Source organism: Pseudoalteromonas sp. MIP2626 (assembly GCF_013414205.1).
Taxonomy (GTDB): Bacteria; Pseudomonadota; Gammaproteobacteria; order Enterobacterales; family Alteromonadaceae; genus Pseudoalteromonas; species Pseudoalteromonas nigrifaciens.
On the sequence record NZ_JAATTW010000004.1, the window covers coordinates 92,621 to 108,502 of the forward strand.

Below are 15,882 nucleotides of genomic sequence, written 5' to 3' on the forward strand. Positions count from 1 at the left end.
CCAGTTTTTGCGGTAAACTGTTACAAAATTTAAGGTATAAACTAGTAAGTACAAATAATAATGAAGCGTTTTACTCCCCCAGAAGAATTTCAGCCAAGCTGCTTACAAAGCGGCGCTTTTGAGCATTTGCGCACGTTGTTTAATATACATGAGCAAAAAAATTGGCCTCTGCCTAGCTGGTTTAGCCCACACTTAAACGCAATTAATGCCAATAACTTGGCTATTAGCTTTGTCGATGATGCAAAAATAGATTTTGCTGAGCGTTATTACGAGCAAGTTATTTTTGAAACAGGGCAGGTGCCTACGCGTACTGAAAATTGGCACGACTTATTTGGTGGCTTTATTTGGTGTTTATTTCCTAAAACCAAAGCGCTTATTAATCAACGCCATGTAGCAGATATTGCAGTACATGGCACAAAGCAGCGTACCAAACATCGCAATGCCCTAACCTTATTTGACGAATGCGGTGTTGTACTGGCTATTAGCAATACCCAATGGCAACAGTGGTTGCGCGATCATCAATGGAAAACAGCGTTTGTTGAGCATAGAGCGCAGTGGGGAAAAACCATCAAACCATTTATGTTTGGCCATGCAAATTACGAAATGCTAACTAAACCCTATATTGGTTTAACGGGTAAAGCGTTGTTTGTAACTGTACCCGATGAAATATTTTGTAAAGATTTAGTTACCCAATACCAGTACCTAGATCAAAGACTTTATGAGATGATAAAAACCGATCAGTGTTTAGCCGACAATAAACTCCTTTCACCTTTACCACTACTAGGTGTTCCGGGGTGGCATGAGGACAACACCGACGACACATTTTATAATAATACGGATTACTTTAGAGAAAAACGAAGGATACGAACATGATAGAAGTTATTGGCCTTAAAAAGAAATTTAAGCTAACTAAAGATCATAAAAAAAACAAAGTAGATGAAATAGACCCGCGCGAAGATAAAGATTATTTTCATTCAGTTAGAGATGTTAGCTTTCGTTGTGCAAAAGGCGAAGTACTTGGACTGCTAGGACCAAATGGCGCAGGTAAAACCACCACGTTAAGAATGATTTCTACTGCCTTAAAACCCGATGCCGGCAGTATTACCATTGCCGGTAACGACATAATAAAAAAGCCATTGCTGGGGCGTAAATCGATTGGGTTTCTATCGGGTTCAACCGGCTTATACGGGCGTTTAACCGTAAAAGAAAACATCGAATATTTTGCAAAACTCCATGGCATGAGTAAAAAAGATATTGCAACACGCTGCGAAGAGCTATTTACCTTGCTCGATATGCATAAATTTATAGATAAGCGTGCAGAAAACCTCTCAACCGGAATGAAACAAAAAGCCAATATTGCCCGCGCAGTAGTGCATTATCCTGCTGTAGTGGTTTTAGATGAGCCAACGACCGGGTTAGATATTATGACCACACAAACGGTAATTAACTTTATAAAAGGTTTAAAAGCGCAAGGCACACCGGTTGTTTTTTCAACGCACCACCTAGATGAAGTTGCTTTACTGTGCGACCGCGTAGCAGTGATTAACGAAGGCGTAAGCTGTTTTGATGGCACTGTAGAAGAGTTTAAACAAACAGGTAACAGTGAAGAACTTAACCAAGCGTTTATGAACATATTAACGGAGAAACGTGATGTTTGAAGTATTTAAAAAGGAATTAAGAGAGTTACTACGCGATAAAAAAACGCTCATATTTGTAGTGGCTGTGCCAGTTGCAGTGTTCCCACTTATTTTTGCCGTTGTTGCCTTTATTAGCGCACAAGCAGCTATGGATGCAGAGCAAAAAGTAAATACCTACGCTATTGTAAACGGCGACTATGCGCCAGAGTTTACCGACAAAGTGTTTTACCATAAAAGTTTTGAGCAGTATAAAGGCACTAAAACCTTTAATAGTGTTGCACAGCTTAAAGCCGCAGTGATTGCTGGCGATATTGATATGGGCATTTATTTACCAAGCAATGCACAGCAAACGTTAAATAATGCACAGCAAAGCAAATGGCAGGTAGTGTTTAACGACGCTAAGTCTATTAACTTTTTGTTTCAGCGGGTGAAAGAGCTAGCGCAAGAATACAGCGATGCGTTACAAGTACAAAAGCTGCTTAGTTTTGGCATTGACGAAGCAACGCAAAAAGCAATACTTGAACCAATTGAAGTTGTAAAAGTAGATACCGCCGATAAACGTGAAAACTTAGGTGAAAAAATAGGTGGGTTTTTACCGTATTTATTAGTGCCTTTAGTATTAATGGGAGCAACTTATCCTGCCATTGACTTAGGGGCAGGCGAAAAAGAACGTGGCACCCTAGAGACATTGTTGTTAACACCTATCACCCGTACGCAACTTGTTTTAGGTAAATTTATTACCCTTTTAACTACTTCGATTGCCTCTACAACCATTACTGTGCTGAGTATGGGAGTGTGGATAGCCTTGGCGATTACTTTTGCGGATCTTGAATTTATTAAAGTTGCATTTAGTAGCTTAGCCGTTTCTGATTTATTAATGATTTTTGTATTACTGTTACCACTGGCGGCTATATTTTCTGCGCTAGCGTTAGCTATTTCAATTTACGCACGTACCTTTAAAGAAGCGCAAAACTACATGACACCGTTATCTCTGGGCGTTATTTTTCCGGTAATAATTGCCTTAATGCCAAATGTGGAACTGACTGTTAAAACAGCGTTTATTCCTGTCACTAATGTAGCGTTAGCAATAAAAGAAATAGTTAAAGGCACAGTAGATTACACGCTAATAGGGCTAATATTTTTAGCTACAGCTATTATTGCCGGTATTTTATTAGCTTTTTGCGTTAAATGGTTTAACCGCGAAGATGTGTTATTTAGATAGTTAATAGACAAAGCTTTAAGTTTTGAAGGCAGCACTCGCTGCCTTTTTTCATTTATAAACAAATATAAATAGCGTTTAGTTTATTTCATTAAGAGCAATGGTAGTGGTAGAATACACTTCATAATTTGGCACTCTTTATTGCAAATAAAAGAGGTAAGTAATTAATTTTGAGGTTTATTGTTTCTCAATCTAGACTACTTATGTAAGTACTATAGTGTAGGTAATAGTAAATGTTAAAACGAAATTTTTTATCTAGAGTTGCAAAAAGTAATAAGCTAATACTTTTTGCCGTAATGATTTTTATGATCATTGCGTTGCCTTCAATGTATATATTTGAGCAAAAAGTAAGAAGTGAAATTTATCACACGGCGCAAATAGAGCTAAAACGCGAACTCGAAACTAAAACATTATCGTTAAAAAAACACTTTACCGACAGCGTTAACGCCATTCGATTTTTAGATGCAACCCCACCTATAAAAGCAATATCACGCGCTAGTGAAAATCAATTGTCAGATCCAGCATCTGCAACGCCTATGGCCATTTGGAAAAATCGCTTAGCGAGTATATTTTCTGGCTTTATGCGCACCGACGAAAGCATATTACAAGCGCGTTATATAATGCTAGCAGAAGGCGGGCAAGAAGTCGTAAGGGTTGATCGGACCGAGCAAGGCAAAATTACCATACTCGAAGGCGAGCAATTACAACAAAAAGGCCAACGAGATTACGTTATTAAAACCAGTATGCTTGATGAGCACACTGTTTATATTTCGCCAATAAATTACAACCGTGAAAATGGTAAAATTCAGCAGCCTTATATCAGTACCTTTCGGGTAGCAAAACCTGTATTTGACAAAAACAAACAGGTTTCTGCGGTTTTAGTTACGAATTATTATGCAGAGCAACTATTTAAAAGCCTCACTTTTGAGTCTCCGCAAGGCACTGCAATTTATTTAATGAATAACCAAGGTGAGTTTTTATATCATCCAAACCCAGAGCTGCGCTTTGGGTTTGAGTTTAATAAAAGCAGAACCTGGGAGCAAGAGTCTGTTGGCGCGCAAAATATGGCTGCAGACAAAACGCTGCCGTTAAATAACTACCCACAACAATACACACTGCAAAAGCGTATTTATTTTGGTAATGATATTGCCATGCTGCCACTCGAGCTTGCTGTGAGTGCAGATACGCAAACATTATTAGCAAAAGTGAGCGAGAGACGCCAAAGCTTTATTACTACATTAGCTGTATTTTTTGGTGTGTTTTTAGTTATGACCATGCTGTATCAGCGCTTTATAAACCGAAAGTTACTTATTAACTCGTTAAAAGAGCAAAATAACACAGTAATAGAAAACTCCTTAGATGCTATTTTTAGCATTTCAGAGTCGGGTAAAGTGGTGCAATTTAATAACACAGCTAAGCAAGTGTTTGGCGATATACTAGAGAGTGATAACGTAAATTTTATTTCTTTATTTACTTTAAATAAAGAAGATGAGCAATGCATAAGAGAAACCATTAAAAATGGCTCTAAAATGCCCTTTGAAGCCATGCACACCGACAGTTCGGGCAATAAATACTACTACTCAATAACCCTCAGCAGTATTTATGATGTGTTTAATGAGCGTTATCAAGTTGCGGCTATTTTAAGAGACATAAGTTCGCTTAAAAATATTCAAGCTGAACTAGAGGGAGTTAATACCACTTTAGAGCTTAAAGTTTCGCAAAGAACCCGAGAGCTTGAACGCGCAATAGATGAAGCATTAGCAGCAAGCCAAGCTAAAAGTGACTTTGTAGCTAATATTTCTCACGAAATACGCACCCCTATGAACGGGGTATTAGGCATGCTAGAAATGCTTAAAGAAGATGGCTTATCAGAGCAACAGCATCATTATTTAAAACTTGCAAATAGCAGTGCTAATTCTTTAATGAATTTAATTAATGATATTTTAGATTTTTCAAAAATAGAAGCAGGTAAGCTCGATATTGATAATCACAGCTTTGATGTTGTTACCGTGTGCAGCGATATGATTAACTCATTAGCGCTACAAGGGCAACGCAAAGGACTTGAAGTATTTTTACACACCCACAATATTGTTGATCGTATGGTCGTAGGTGACAGCCATCGCCTTAAGCAAATTTTAATTAATTTGGTTAATAATGCTTTTAAGTTTACTCACAAAGGTGAAGTTAGCTTAACCATAGGCTCTAAATACATTACCGATACTAAATTACAGATGAGTTTTGCGGTTAAAGACACTGGAATTGGCATAGCAGCTGAAAATATAGATAAACTATTTGAAGTGTTTACCCAAGAAGATTCAAGCACCACACGCCATTTTGGCGGTACCGGCTTGGGTTTATCAATTTGTAAAAAGCTAGCGCAATTAATGGGTGGTAATATATCGCTAACAAGCGAAAAAGGGGTAGGGAGCACTTTTACTGCAACCGTTGAGCTGCATGTAGCACCCCAGAAAAAGCTAAATACCGGTATTGAGCTTGCTACCAGTATTGATGTTGCTGCATTAATTGCTCGCGATAATGTGTATAACAATGTGTGCGATTTATTACTGCAAACATGCAAAGTAGATAAAAGTAATATTGTTAGATTAGATTACTTTAGTGAGCATGATGAGTTTGAAGCGGACTTATTAATTATTGACGACGACCATCCACAAGTTAATGCCCTGATTAGCTTTTGCAAACAGTACGATAAAAAATATGTACTAATTTTGCGTGATATGGTGATGAACAAACAATCGAAAAAAGTATTTCCTGATCATCTACATATTTTAAATAAACCGCTTACCCAAGATGAGTTTAGTTACAAATTAGCGAGTTTATTTGGTGCCAGTAGCGAGTTTGTTATTACCCCACCAAAGAGCTTAATTGAAGAGCCTGTAGATGCAGACTTATCAGCTTATCATGTGCTTTTAGTTGACGATAATATGATCAACATAGAAGTGGCTAAAGCGATTTTAAAGCACACTAAAGTTAAAATCACCTGTGCATCTGACGGTCTTGAAGCTTTAGAGGCGTTAAAGAGCAATAAACAGCAACCTTTTAACGTTATTTTAATGGATTGCCAAATGCCTAATTTAAACGGCTACGATACCACCAGCGAAATTAGAAACGCCAAAGCCGGAATAGAATATATTCATGTGCCTATCATTGCGATGACAGCAAGTGCAATGGAAGGCGACAGAGAGCGTTGTTTAACGGCCGGTATGAACGACTACATTACTAAACCAATTAAGCCGCAAACGTTAAAAGACAAGCTTATTACGTGGTTGAGTTAACACTAAAGCGAAATAGGCGGCTTTTAATAAGTCACCTTTTTAGCTGAAGTGATTATATTTTAGATATAAAAAAACCGCTTTAAAGCGGTTTTTTTATTTATAGTTAAGTGTATTTTATGCTTAACCTTTAACAGCTGCTTTAATTGCATCGATTGCTGTATCAATATCAATCATTAGCTTTTCACCAGTGCGGCGGTTTTTAAGTTCAACTTTGTTTTCATCAAGGTTGCGCTCGCCAATAACTAATGTAAATGGTACGCCAATTAATTCCATGTCGTTAAACATAACGCCAGGGCGCTCTTTACGGTCATCAAATAACACATCAAGGCCAGCATCTTTTAAGCCTTGGTAAAGGTTGTTAGCAATATCTGGAATGCGATGCGACTTATGCATATTCATAGGCACAATAGCTAAATCAAACGGTGCAATTGGTTGTGGCCAAATAATACCGTATTGGTCGTTGTTTTGCTCGATTGCTGCAGCAACAATACGCGACACACCAATACCATAACAACCCATAGTCATTATTTGGTTTTTACCTGATTCGTTTAATACGCCAGCCTTCATTGCTTGTGAGTATTTAGTGCCAAGTTGGAAAATATGGCCAACTTCAATACCACGTTTAATTTGTAAAGTGCCTTGGCCACATGGGCTTGCATCGCCTTCTACAATATTACGTATATCAGCAACTTCATAATCAGTTACATCACGATCCCAGTTAATGCCGCTGTAATGCTCGTCGTCTTTATTAGCGCCGGCAACAAAGTCAGCTAGTATGTTAGCGCTTCTATCAACAATAATTGGCATAGACAGGCCAACCGGGCCTAATGAGCCAGGTTTTGCACCAATAGCAGCAACAATGTCTGCCTCTGTTGCCATTTCAAGCGGAGAATCTACTAACGGGTGTTTTTCAGCTTTTAGTTCGTTAAGGTCGTGATCGCCGCGTAAAACTAGCGCAACTAAACCACGTACCCCGTTTTCATCAGGCGCAGCGTAAACGATTAATGTTTTAACACCGCGATGTGGTTTAACACCGTAGTGCTTTTTAAGCTCGTTAATTGTTTTAGCGTCAGGCGTTGGAAACGCTTTAAGCTCTTTTGTTGCAGTTGGGCGTGGCTCGCTTGGTGCAAGTGCTTCTGCTTTTTCAATATTTGCTGCGTAGTCGCTGCCATCACTAAATGCAATAGCGTCTTCACCAGATTCTGCAAGTACATGAAACTCATGCGATACGCTACCACCAATAGAACCCGTGTCGGCAATAACAGGGCGGTAGTCTAAGTTTAAACGCTCAAAAATATTACAATACGCTTTGTGCATTACTTGGTACGTTGCATCTAAACACTCATCACTTAAGTGAAATGAATAGGCATCTTTCATTGTAAATTCGCGGGCGCGCATTACACCAAAACGCGGGCGACGTTCGTCGCGCACTTTAGTTTGTATTTGGTATAAAGAAATTGGTAGCTGTTTATAGCTGCTAATTTCTTTACGCACAAAATCAGTGATCACTTCTTCGTGAGTTGGGCCAAGCGCAAAGGTACGATTATGACGATCGGTAAAACGCATAAGTTCAGGACCAAACTCATCCCAACGACCTGATTCTTCCCATAAATCTGCTGGTTGAATTACTGGCATCAGCATTTCAATCGCATTGGCTTTATTCATTTCTTCACGTACGATATTTTCTACTTTTCTAAGTACCCGTAACCCAGTGGGTAACCAAGTGTATAAACCCGAAGCGACACGACGGATCATACCGGCTCTAAGCATTAATTGATGCGATACAATTTCAGCATCCGAAGGCGTTTCTTTAAGTGTGGCGAGTATATATTGACTGGTACGCATGTTGTTTCCGAAATTAGAGTAATTATGTACATATTGTAAGGGCTTCAGTCTACCAGCGGTTGCATTTACACTAAAGCGCTAAGTGATAAATTATTTAGGTATTTTCTATACTAGTAACTAAATTATGTGACTCATTAACTTGCCAGCAAATATTATAGTTATACAAAGTCATGCCGTAGCTTTGCTGTCCGTCTTTTTGCTTTTTATAAGCAGGGCGAGGATCTTGCTTTAGCACATTACTTATAAACGCCTGTAAATCTGGATATTGCGTTTGCTGCGCAATAAAATCTAGTACTTCAGGGGTAAATTCAACGCTCATGTGGGTTTCTGGGCGGGTGTCGGCAAACCCCGCACTGGCCTCTGGCATAGAGTCAGAATAGGGTAAGTAAGGTTTTATATCGATTATTGGTGTGCCATCGAGTAAATCTATTCCGGCGAGTAATAAGCTCAGTTGGCCATTTTTATACTCTATACCTTCTAGTTTTACTGCGCTCATACCAATGGCGTTAGGCCTAAAAGTGGCACGCGTGGCAAACACGCCTTTGCGGGCATTACCACCTAAACGAGGCGGGCGCACCATAGCCGAATAGCCTTTGTCGGCTGTTTCATGAAAACGAAATAGCAGCCAAATATGGCTAAACTCATCGAGCCCGCGTACAAATTCTTCACGATTAAAGTCAGGCGCAAAAATAAGCTTTGCTTTAGCTTCTGGCACTAAACGAGGTTGCCTAGGTATAGCAAACTTTTGTTTATAAGGAGATTGAATGTGGCCAATAGCCGAAATGGTATAATCGCTCATAGTACTCGGGTGCAAATGAAATAGAGCGCTATTCTACCCATATTTAGCGTTTATGGCATTACTTGTAAGTGAGTTTATTACTCATAGAAGCCTAGTCTAAAAGGTATTGATTAGACTAAGTGGTTTATATGCATGTGCGTTTAAACCACTCAAAACAAAAAAGGTAAGCCTAAGCTTACCTTTTACACACGTTTTAGGGTTTAATTAAAACATGTACTGCACTGATACAGACGCTACATCCATATCTGGGTCAATATCGTCATCAAGTTTATAGCGTTCATACTCTAAACGAAATTGAACGTTTGTTGTAAGTGCATATTCAATACCTGCACCGTAAAACGCATCACCACCATCTGTAGAAGCTGAAACAGAACCTACTGGTAAATCTTGTGTGTATTCTGCATCCCACTCAAGCCAACCGCCTTTTGCATACACAGAAAAACTCTCTGTAATAGGGTAGCCCAAGCGTGCGGCAAGCGATACGCCATCAATTTCAGCTTTGCTGTCCACATCACTTACTTCATCAAAGTTTTGATAAGCAAGCTCTAAGCTTAAATACTCGTTAAATTGTGCGCCAACGTAACCTTTTAGCATTTGTGCATCGTCGTCAAAGTCAGTGTCTTTGTCACTGTCTTCAAATTCAAAAGAATATTGACCGTAACCAACACCCGTGTAGATACGTGGAGAATCGAAATCAGCAATATCAGCCTTAGCTGCAGTATTAAAACCCAGTGTTACTAAAGCAAGTGTAGAAAGAGAAAGTGTTTTAATCATGAATTAGCTCCTTTAATAATAAAAATCAAATGCTTGAAAAAATAAGATGTAATTAAATCAAACGTCATCAAGGTAGGTGCAGTGAGCATGCCAATTATTAAAAACATAAAAAAACGGCCATAAAAACCTACTTTAGTATTGGTTTTTATGGCCGTTTGTATGATACGTGTACAGCAGTGAACTTTTATTAGTTGTTACTTTCTAAGCTCTATTGCATGTTTTACAAAAAGTGTGAGGTTTTTACAGGCACACTTTAGTTACTTATACCTTATGCAGTAAGTTTTCCGTCTCTATTGCAATTTCTTTCATTTTTATAGCGTAGTTTTCTAATTTTAAATCTTCTTCGGTAATCGCTTTAAAAGAAGGCACAGCTACTGGGTAACCGGTTTCATCCATAGCAATAAAGCTAATAACACAGTGGTTGGTTTCAACCATATTTTGTGTTTTGGGGTCGCCACAACGCACTTGAATAAATATTTGCATACTGGTTTTACCGGTATGCGCTATTTTAGCTTCCACTTCAACAATTTGGCCTACTAAAATAGGGCGTCTAAACTTCACCCCAGCCACAGATACGGTAACACAGTAATGGCCACTCCAGCCTGCAGCACATGCATAGCCAGCTTGGTCAATCCACTTCATGACGGCTCCACCATGCACTTTACCACCAAAATTTACATCAGTAGGCTCTGCTAAAAAACGAAAAACAACTTTTGACGACGGCATAACTAATTCTCTTTTATAAAAACTAGGGTAAGCATAGCGCAAAACAGGGGCACAAGCCCCTGCAAATTAGTGTAGGTTTATAATTTATATGTAAAAACCTACTTTTTATTAACAATAATAACTACATATTAGGATAATTTGGCCCGCCAGTCCCCTCCGGAGTTACCCAAGTAATATTTTGGCTCGGATCTTTAATATCGCAGGTTTTACAATGCACGCAGTTTTGCGAGTTAATCACAAACTCTTTAGTGCCAGCAATTTCTTGAATTTCATAAACCCCAGCAGGGCAATAGCGCTGCGCTGGTTCATCAAATTTAACTAAGTTTACTGCAATTGGAATACTCGGATCTTTTAATTGCAAATGACACGGCTGTGACTCTTCGTGGTTAGTATTTGATAAAAATACCGACGACAACTTATCAAAACTGAGTTTACCATCGGGTTTTGGATACACTATTTTATCGGCATCCGCCGCATCAACTAAAGTATCGTGATCTGGGGTGTTATCTTTAAAGGTAAATGGCAAGCAACCATTAAAAATATTTTGATCTAGGGTGTTATATGCGCCACCAACAAACTTACCTAACTTGTGCATAACAGGGCCAAAGTTACGTGATTGCTGCAATTCTTTATAAGCCCAAGATTGCTCAAACGCGTCTTTAAACTCGCTTAAGTCGGTATTTGCTTGCTCATTTTCTAATGCTTTAAAAATAACTTCAGCTGCCACCATACCCGACTTCATTGCAGTATGATTACCTTTAATTTTTGCAAAGTTAAGCGTACCTGCATCGCAGCCTACCAATAACCCACCAGGAAAATGCATTTTTGGTAATGAGTGCAAACCGCCTTTAGCAATAGCACGAGCACCATAAGCAACACGCTCGCCGCCTGCTAATACATTTTTAAACACAGGATGGTGTTTCATGCGCTGAAACTCATCAAACGGGCTTAAATGCGGGTTTGAGTAGTTGAGATCAACAATCAGTCCTACCACAACTTGGTTGTTTTCACAGTGGTACATAAATGCGCCGCCGTTAGTATCGCCTTGTAATGGCCAGCCTGTACCGTGTACTACTGTGCCTAATTGATGCTTACTTTCATCAATTTGCCAAATTTCTTTTAAGCCTAAGCCATAGTGCTGCGGTGATGACTCATCATCGAGGGCAAATTCATTAATGAGTTGTTTGCCCAAATGACCACGACAACCTTCGGCAAATACGGTGTATTTAGCGCGTAGCTCCATGCCAGGCATGTAACCATCTTTTTCGTTACCGTCTTTATCAAGGCCCATATCGCCAGTAATAATGCCTTGTACTGTATCGTCTTCAATAATAAGCGAATGCGCACTAAACCCAGGAAAAATCTCAACTCCCAGTGCTTCTGCTTGCTCAGCTAACCAGCGACAAACATTCCCCATAGAGACAATATAATTGCCATCATTATGAAAGGTTTTTGGTGTAGCAAAGTGCGGAATAGCGGTGGCTTTTTGTTCGTTGTTAAACCAGTAAATTTCATCCTTTGCTACTTTGGTGGTTACAGGGGCGTTGAGCTCTTGCCAATTTGGCAGTAATTCATCCAGCGCTTTGGTTTCAAACACGGCACCAGAGAGTATATGAGCACCCACTTCTGAACCTTTTTCAACGACACAGATCATGCATTCTTGTTGTTTATTTTGCGCTTGTTGTGCCAGTTTTATTGCACATGCAAGACCCGCTGGGCCTGCACCTACAACAACTACATCAAATTCCATGGTTTCCCGGGTGATCATAAATACCTCTTATTCGAATGGTTAACGTACCCTATATTTAACTACACGTTAATGAAATACATAACCCATTTGATAGATGCTAATAAAAAGTTATGGGTTGTGAATGTTTAAAGGTTATTTTAGGTTGATGTTTACGTCAATAGACAGTAGTCTGATTTCATAAAATAAATAGGTTGACGTGCACGTCAGCTTGTAGGTTTAAATAACGATGGAGTCCATATGAAAGTTCTCGTACCAATAAAAAGAGTTATAGATTACAACGTAAAAGCGCGAGTTAAGTCAGACAAAACAGACGTTGATTTAACCAACGTAAAAATGGCGATGAACCCATTTTGCGAAATTGCAATTGAAGAAGCAATTCGCTTAAAAGAAGCGGGTACAGCAAGCGAAGTTATTGCCGTAACAATTGGGCCAAAAGCCTCGCAAGAACAGTTACGTACGGCATTAGCCCTAGGCGCCGACAAAGCCATTCACATCGAAACCGATGAAAAGTTAGAGTCGCTGCACATTGCTAAATTACTTGCAAAAATTGTAGAACAAGAAGCACCAGAATTAGTTATTTTAGGTAAGCAATCAATTGATTCAGACAATAACCAAACCGGCCAAATGCTAGCTGCATTGACTAAACGTGGCCAAGGTACGTTTGCTTCAAAAGTTGAAGTGGTTGATGGAAAAGTTAATGTTACCCGTGAAGTTGACGGCGGCTTACAAACAGTAGCGCTTAATTTACCGGCTATTGTAACTACCGATTTACGTTTAAACGAGCCACGTTATGCGTCGCTGCCAAATATAATGAAAGCAAAACGTAAACCGCTTGAGGTTATTGCAGCCGATACTTTGGGTGTTGATTTAACGGCCCGTGTGCAATTAATTAGCGTTGAAGAGCCAGCTAAACGTACTGCCGGTATTATAGTTGAGGACGTGGCGCAACTTGTAGAAAAACTAAAAACAGAGGCGAAGGTAATCTAAATGAAAACACTTGTAATAGCAGAGCACGATAACGGTGTATTAAAACCAGAAACCTCAAAAACAATTAACGCAGCAGCAAAACTTGGTTTTCCTATTGATGTGCTTATTGCGGGCGAAAACCTAGGTGTATTAAGCGAAGAAGTTGCGCTTATTAATGGCGTAGCCAGTGTACTGGTAGCAGATAACGCAGTATATGCACATCAATTAGCTGAAAGTATGGCAGATTTAGTGCTATCGCTTGCTGATTCTTATAGCCACATAGTGGTAAGTGCTACCACTACAGGTAAAAACTTTATGCCACGCGTTGCAGCCTTGCTTGATGTTGCACAAATTTCAGAAATTATTGACGTTGTTGACGCAGAAACATTTAAGCGTCCTATTTATGCGGGCAACGCAATTGCCACGGTTAAGTCACTCGATAGCAAAAAAGTTATCACTGTACGTGCTAGTAGCTTCGACTTACAAACAGAGCAAGCAAGCGCGCCAATAACGGCAGTTAATACGGTATCCGATTCTGCGCTAAGCAGCTTTGTAAGCGATGAGCAAACTAAATCAGAGCGCCCAGAATTAACCGCAGCTACTGTGGTTATCTCAGGTGGTCGTGGTATGCAAAATGGCGAAAACTTTAGTTTATTACACGGAATAGCCGACAAGTTAGGCGCTGCTATTGGTGCTTCGCGCGCAGCAGTTGATGCAGGCTTTGTACCAAATGACATGCAAGTAGGGCAAACAGGTAAAATTGTAGCGCCAAACTTGTACATTGCAGTGGGTATTAGTGGTGCAATTCAGCATCTAGCCGGTATGAAAGACTCAAAAGTAATTGTCGCAATTAATAAAGACCCAGACGCACCTATTTTTCAGGTTGCAGACTACGGTTTAGTTGCCGATCTGTTTGATGTTTTACCACAGCTAGAGCAAGCTCTATAAGTTAATAACTAAAAATTATATTTGTATTTATAGTTATAGTGATAAATTAAAAGCCGCAGTATCATTTTATGATGCTGCGGCTTTTGATTGTGCCTAATAAACCTAAGGTACTTATTCACTTAACCTGACTGGCCTATTGCAAGAAAATTCAACGCAGTTAGCGCTGAAAAATAGCTGCTTGAGATAAGTTTATTATCCGGATCTCAGGTTACTTAGGCATAAAAAAACCAGCCATCGGCTGGTTTTTACTATGGTACACAGTAAGCGTTAACGTATTAGTACGTTGCGCTGCCTTTAGTGCGAGGGAAGGCAATAACGTCACGTACGTTGCCCATACCAGTAACATAAGCAACTAAACGCTCAAAACCTAAGCCAAAGCCTGAGTGCGGCACAGTACCGTATTTACGTAAATCGCGGTACCAGCTGTAGTCGTCTTTGTTTAAGCCCATTTCGTCTAAACGAGCATCGAGAATATCTAGGCGCTCTTCACGTTGTGAGCCACCAATGATCTCACCAATACCTGGCGCTACTATGTCCATTGCGGCAACGGTTTTACCGTCTTCGTTTTGGCGCATGTAAAACGCTTTAATATCGCGTGGGTAGTTTTTAATAACAACCGGTGCTTTAAAGTGTTCTTCTGCTAAGTAACGCTCGTGTTCAGACTGTAAATCTACGCCCCATTCAACAGCGTACTCAAACTTTTTACCACAGGCTTTTAATATTTCTACCGCTTCGGTGTAATCAACTTGTGCAAAGTCTTTTTCTACAAATTCTTCAAGGCGAGTAATGGCTGTTTTTTCTACACGTTGTGCAAAAAATTCCATGTCATCGCGGCGCTCTTCTAGTACGGCTTTAAACACATACTTCAACATCTGCTCTGCTAGTTTTGCAATATCTTCTAAATCAGCAAATGCTAATTCAGGTTCTACCATCCAAAACTCGGCAAGGTGGCGCGAAGTATTTGAGTTTTCTGCGCGGAAGGTTGGGCCAAACGTATAAATTTTTGACATTGCCGACGCGTAAGTTTCACCATTTAACTGGCCAGATACAGTAAGAAATGCTTCTTTACCAAAAAAATCTTCGCTGTAATCTACTTCGCCTTTATCGGTAAGCGGTAAGTTTTGCATATCAAGCGTTGATACGCGGAACATTTCACCTGCGCCTTCACAGTCACTTGCTGTGATAATAGGGGTGCTTATCCATAAAAAACCTTGCTCATGGTAAAAGCGATGAATAGCTTGAGCTAAACAGTTACGTACACGGGTTACGGCACCAATCATGTTAGTACGAGGGCGAAGGTGAGCGTGCTCACGTAAGTACTCAATACTATGACGCTTTGCAGCCATAGGGTACGAATCTGGGTTTTCTACCCAACCTAATACAGTAACCGAGTTAGCTTGAATCTCATAAGACTGACCTTGGCCAGCAGATTGCACTAAAACACCGGTAACCGACACAGAACAACCGGCTGTTAGGCTAGTGACTTCATCATAATTATTAAGTGAATTAGGAACTACCGCTTGAATAGGATCAAAACACGAACCGTCATGAACGGCTAAAAATGAAATTCCTGCTTTTGAATCGCGGCGAGTACGGATCCAGCCTTTTACTGTAACTTGGCTGTCTACCGATACCTTGCCTTTTAATAGCTCTGAAATCGCTAAATGGCTCATCTTCACTCCAATGATATAAGTTGCCTAACTATATAATTTAACTACGCACCACACGCTGGCAAAATTGCTCTTAAACGGCGCTGCACTTGAACCCTGTATCTTACCTAGTAAAGTAAGATAAAAAAACTATTGTGGGCAACTCTTTAAAAATTTTTATAAATGCGCTTTATTTTTATACAGTTTTAAGGCCTAAATGTGAGTATTGTTATTTGTTGCTCTTATGTTTACCCATTTTGTGGCATTATGAACATT

The 15,882-nt window shown here is 39.7% G+C and carries 12 protein-coding genes; 6 read left to right on the forward strand and 6 right to left on the reverse strand.

From position 1 onward, the window contains the following. The first annotated feature begins 60 nt into the window (after positions 1 to 60). The 4 genes from HC000_RS04210 to HC000_RS04225 all read left to right on the forward strand — a co-directional run bounded on the left by HC000_RS04210 (position 61) and on the right by HC000_RS04225 (position 6,149). Positions 61 to 873, forward strand: coding sequence for a DUF3025 domain-containing protein (locus tag HC000_RS04210; RefSeq protein ID WP_011328305.1), 813 nt, complete (start codon positions 61 to 63; stop codon positions 871 to 873). Then, positions 870 to 1,658: an ATP-binding cassette domain-containing protein gene (locus HC000_RS04215; RefSeq protein ID WP_011328304.1), complete on the forward strand. Its 789-nt coding sequence runs from the start codon at positions 870 to 872 to the stop codon at positions 1,656 to 1,658. The genes HC000_RS04210 and HC000_RS04215 overlap by 4 nt, the downstream gene beginning before the upstream one ends. Beyond that, positions 1,651 to 2,859 carry an ABC transporter permease gene (locus tag HC000_RS04220; RefSeq protein ID WP_011328303.1) on the forward strand — a complete coding sequence of 403 codons (1,209 nt, stop codon included), beginning with the start codon at positions 1,651 to 1,653 and terminating at the stop codon, positions 2,857 to 2,859. Before HC000_RS04215 ends, HC000_RS04220 begins: the two co-directional genes overlap by 8 nt. Positions 2,860 to 3,089: 230 nt before the next feature. Further along, positions 3,090 to 6,149 carry an ATP-binding protein gene (locus tag HC000_RS04225; RefSeq protein ID WP_179807020.1) on the forward strand — a complete coding sequence of 1,020 codons (3,060 nt, stop codon included), beginning with the start codon at positions 3,090 to 3,092 and terminating at the stop codon, positions 6,147 to 6,149. A gap of 120 nt (positions 6,150 to 6,269) precedes the next feature. Here HC000_RS04225 and HC000_RS04230 read toward each other — a convergent pair whose 3' ends face one another. From HC000_RS04230 to HC000_RS04250, 5 genes are all read right to left on the reverse strand, one after another. Next, positions 6,270 to 7,994 carry a proline--tRNA ligase gene (locus HC000_RS04230; RefSeq protein WP_179807021.1) on the reverse strand — a complete coding sequence of 575 codons (1,725 nt, stop codon included), beginning with the start codon at positions 7,992 to 7,994 and terminating at the stop codon, positions 6,270 to 6,272. 94 nt (positions 7,995 to 8,088) lie between these two features. Then, positions 8,089 to 8,793 (reverse strand): tRNA (N6-threonylcarbamoyladenosine(37)-N6)-methyltransferase TrmO, encoded by a 705-nt coding sequence (gene tsaA, locus HC000_RS04235; protein WP_041454438.1) that lies wholly within the window; start codon positions 8,791 to 8,793, stop codon positions 8,089 to 8,091. A gap of 204 nt (positions 8,794 to 8,997) precedes the next feature. Then, complete coding sequence (locus tag HC000_RS04240; protein ID WP_011328299.1) at positions 8,998 to 9,567, reverse strand: outer membrane beta-barrel protein; 570 nt, start codon at positions 9,565 to 9,567, stop codon at positions 8,998 to 9,000. A 261-nt stretch (positions 9,568 to 9,828) separates the two neighbouring features. Next, entirely contained in the window at positions 9,829 to 10,293 is a 465-nt protein-coding gene (locus HC000_RS04245) for an acyl-CoA thioesterase (protein ID WP_011328298.1), read from the reverse strand. 121 nt (positions 10,294 to 10,414) lie between these two features. Beyond that, positions 10,415 to 12,061, reverse strand: a complete 1,647-nt coding sequence (locus HC000_RS04250) for an electron transfer flavoprotein-ubiquinone oxidoreductase (protein ID WP_179807022.1) — start codon at positions 12,059 to 12,061, stop codon at positions 10,415 to 10,417. A 219-nt stretch (positions 12,062 to 12,280) separates the two neighbouring features. On the opposite strand from HC000_RS04250, the gene HC000_RS04255 reads away from it, so the two are divergent. Together HC000_RS04255 and HC000_RS04260 are read left to right on the forward strand one after the other, a co-directional pair. Continuing rightward, positions 12,281 to 13,030, forward strand: a complete 750-nt coding sequence (locus HC000_RS04255; protein ID WP_011328296.1) for an electron transfer flavoprotein subunit beta/FixA family protein — start codon at positions 12,281 to 12,283, stop codon at positions 13,028 to 13,030. Continuing rightward, on the forward strand, positions 13,031 to 13,957 hold the full coding sequence (locus HC000_RS04260) for an FAD-binding protein (RefSeq protein WP_086993365.1): 927 nt from the start codon (positions 13,031 to 13,033) through the stop codon (positions 13,955 to 13,957). A 275-nt stretch (positions 13,958 to 14,232) separates the two neighbouring features. Here the strand turns inward: HC000_RS04260 and asnS are convergent, their stop codons facing one another. Then, positions 14,233 to 15,630 carry an asparagine--tRNA ligase gene (gene asnS / locus HC000_RS04265; protein ID WP_011328294.1) on the reverse strand — a complete coding sequence of 466 codons (1,398 nt, stop codon included), beginning with the start codon at positions 15,628 to 15,630 and terminating at the stop codon, positions 14,233 to 14,235. Positions 15,631 to 15,882 lie beyond the last annotated feature (252 nt).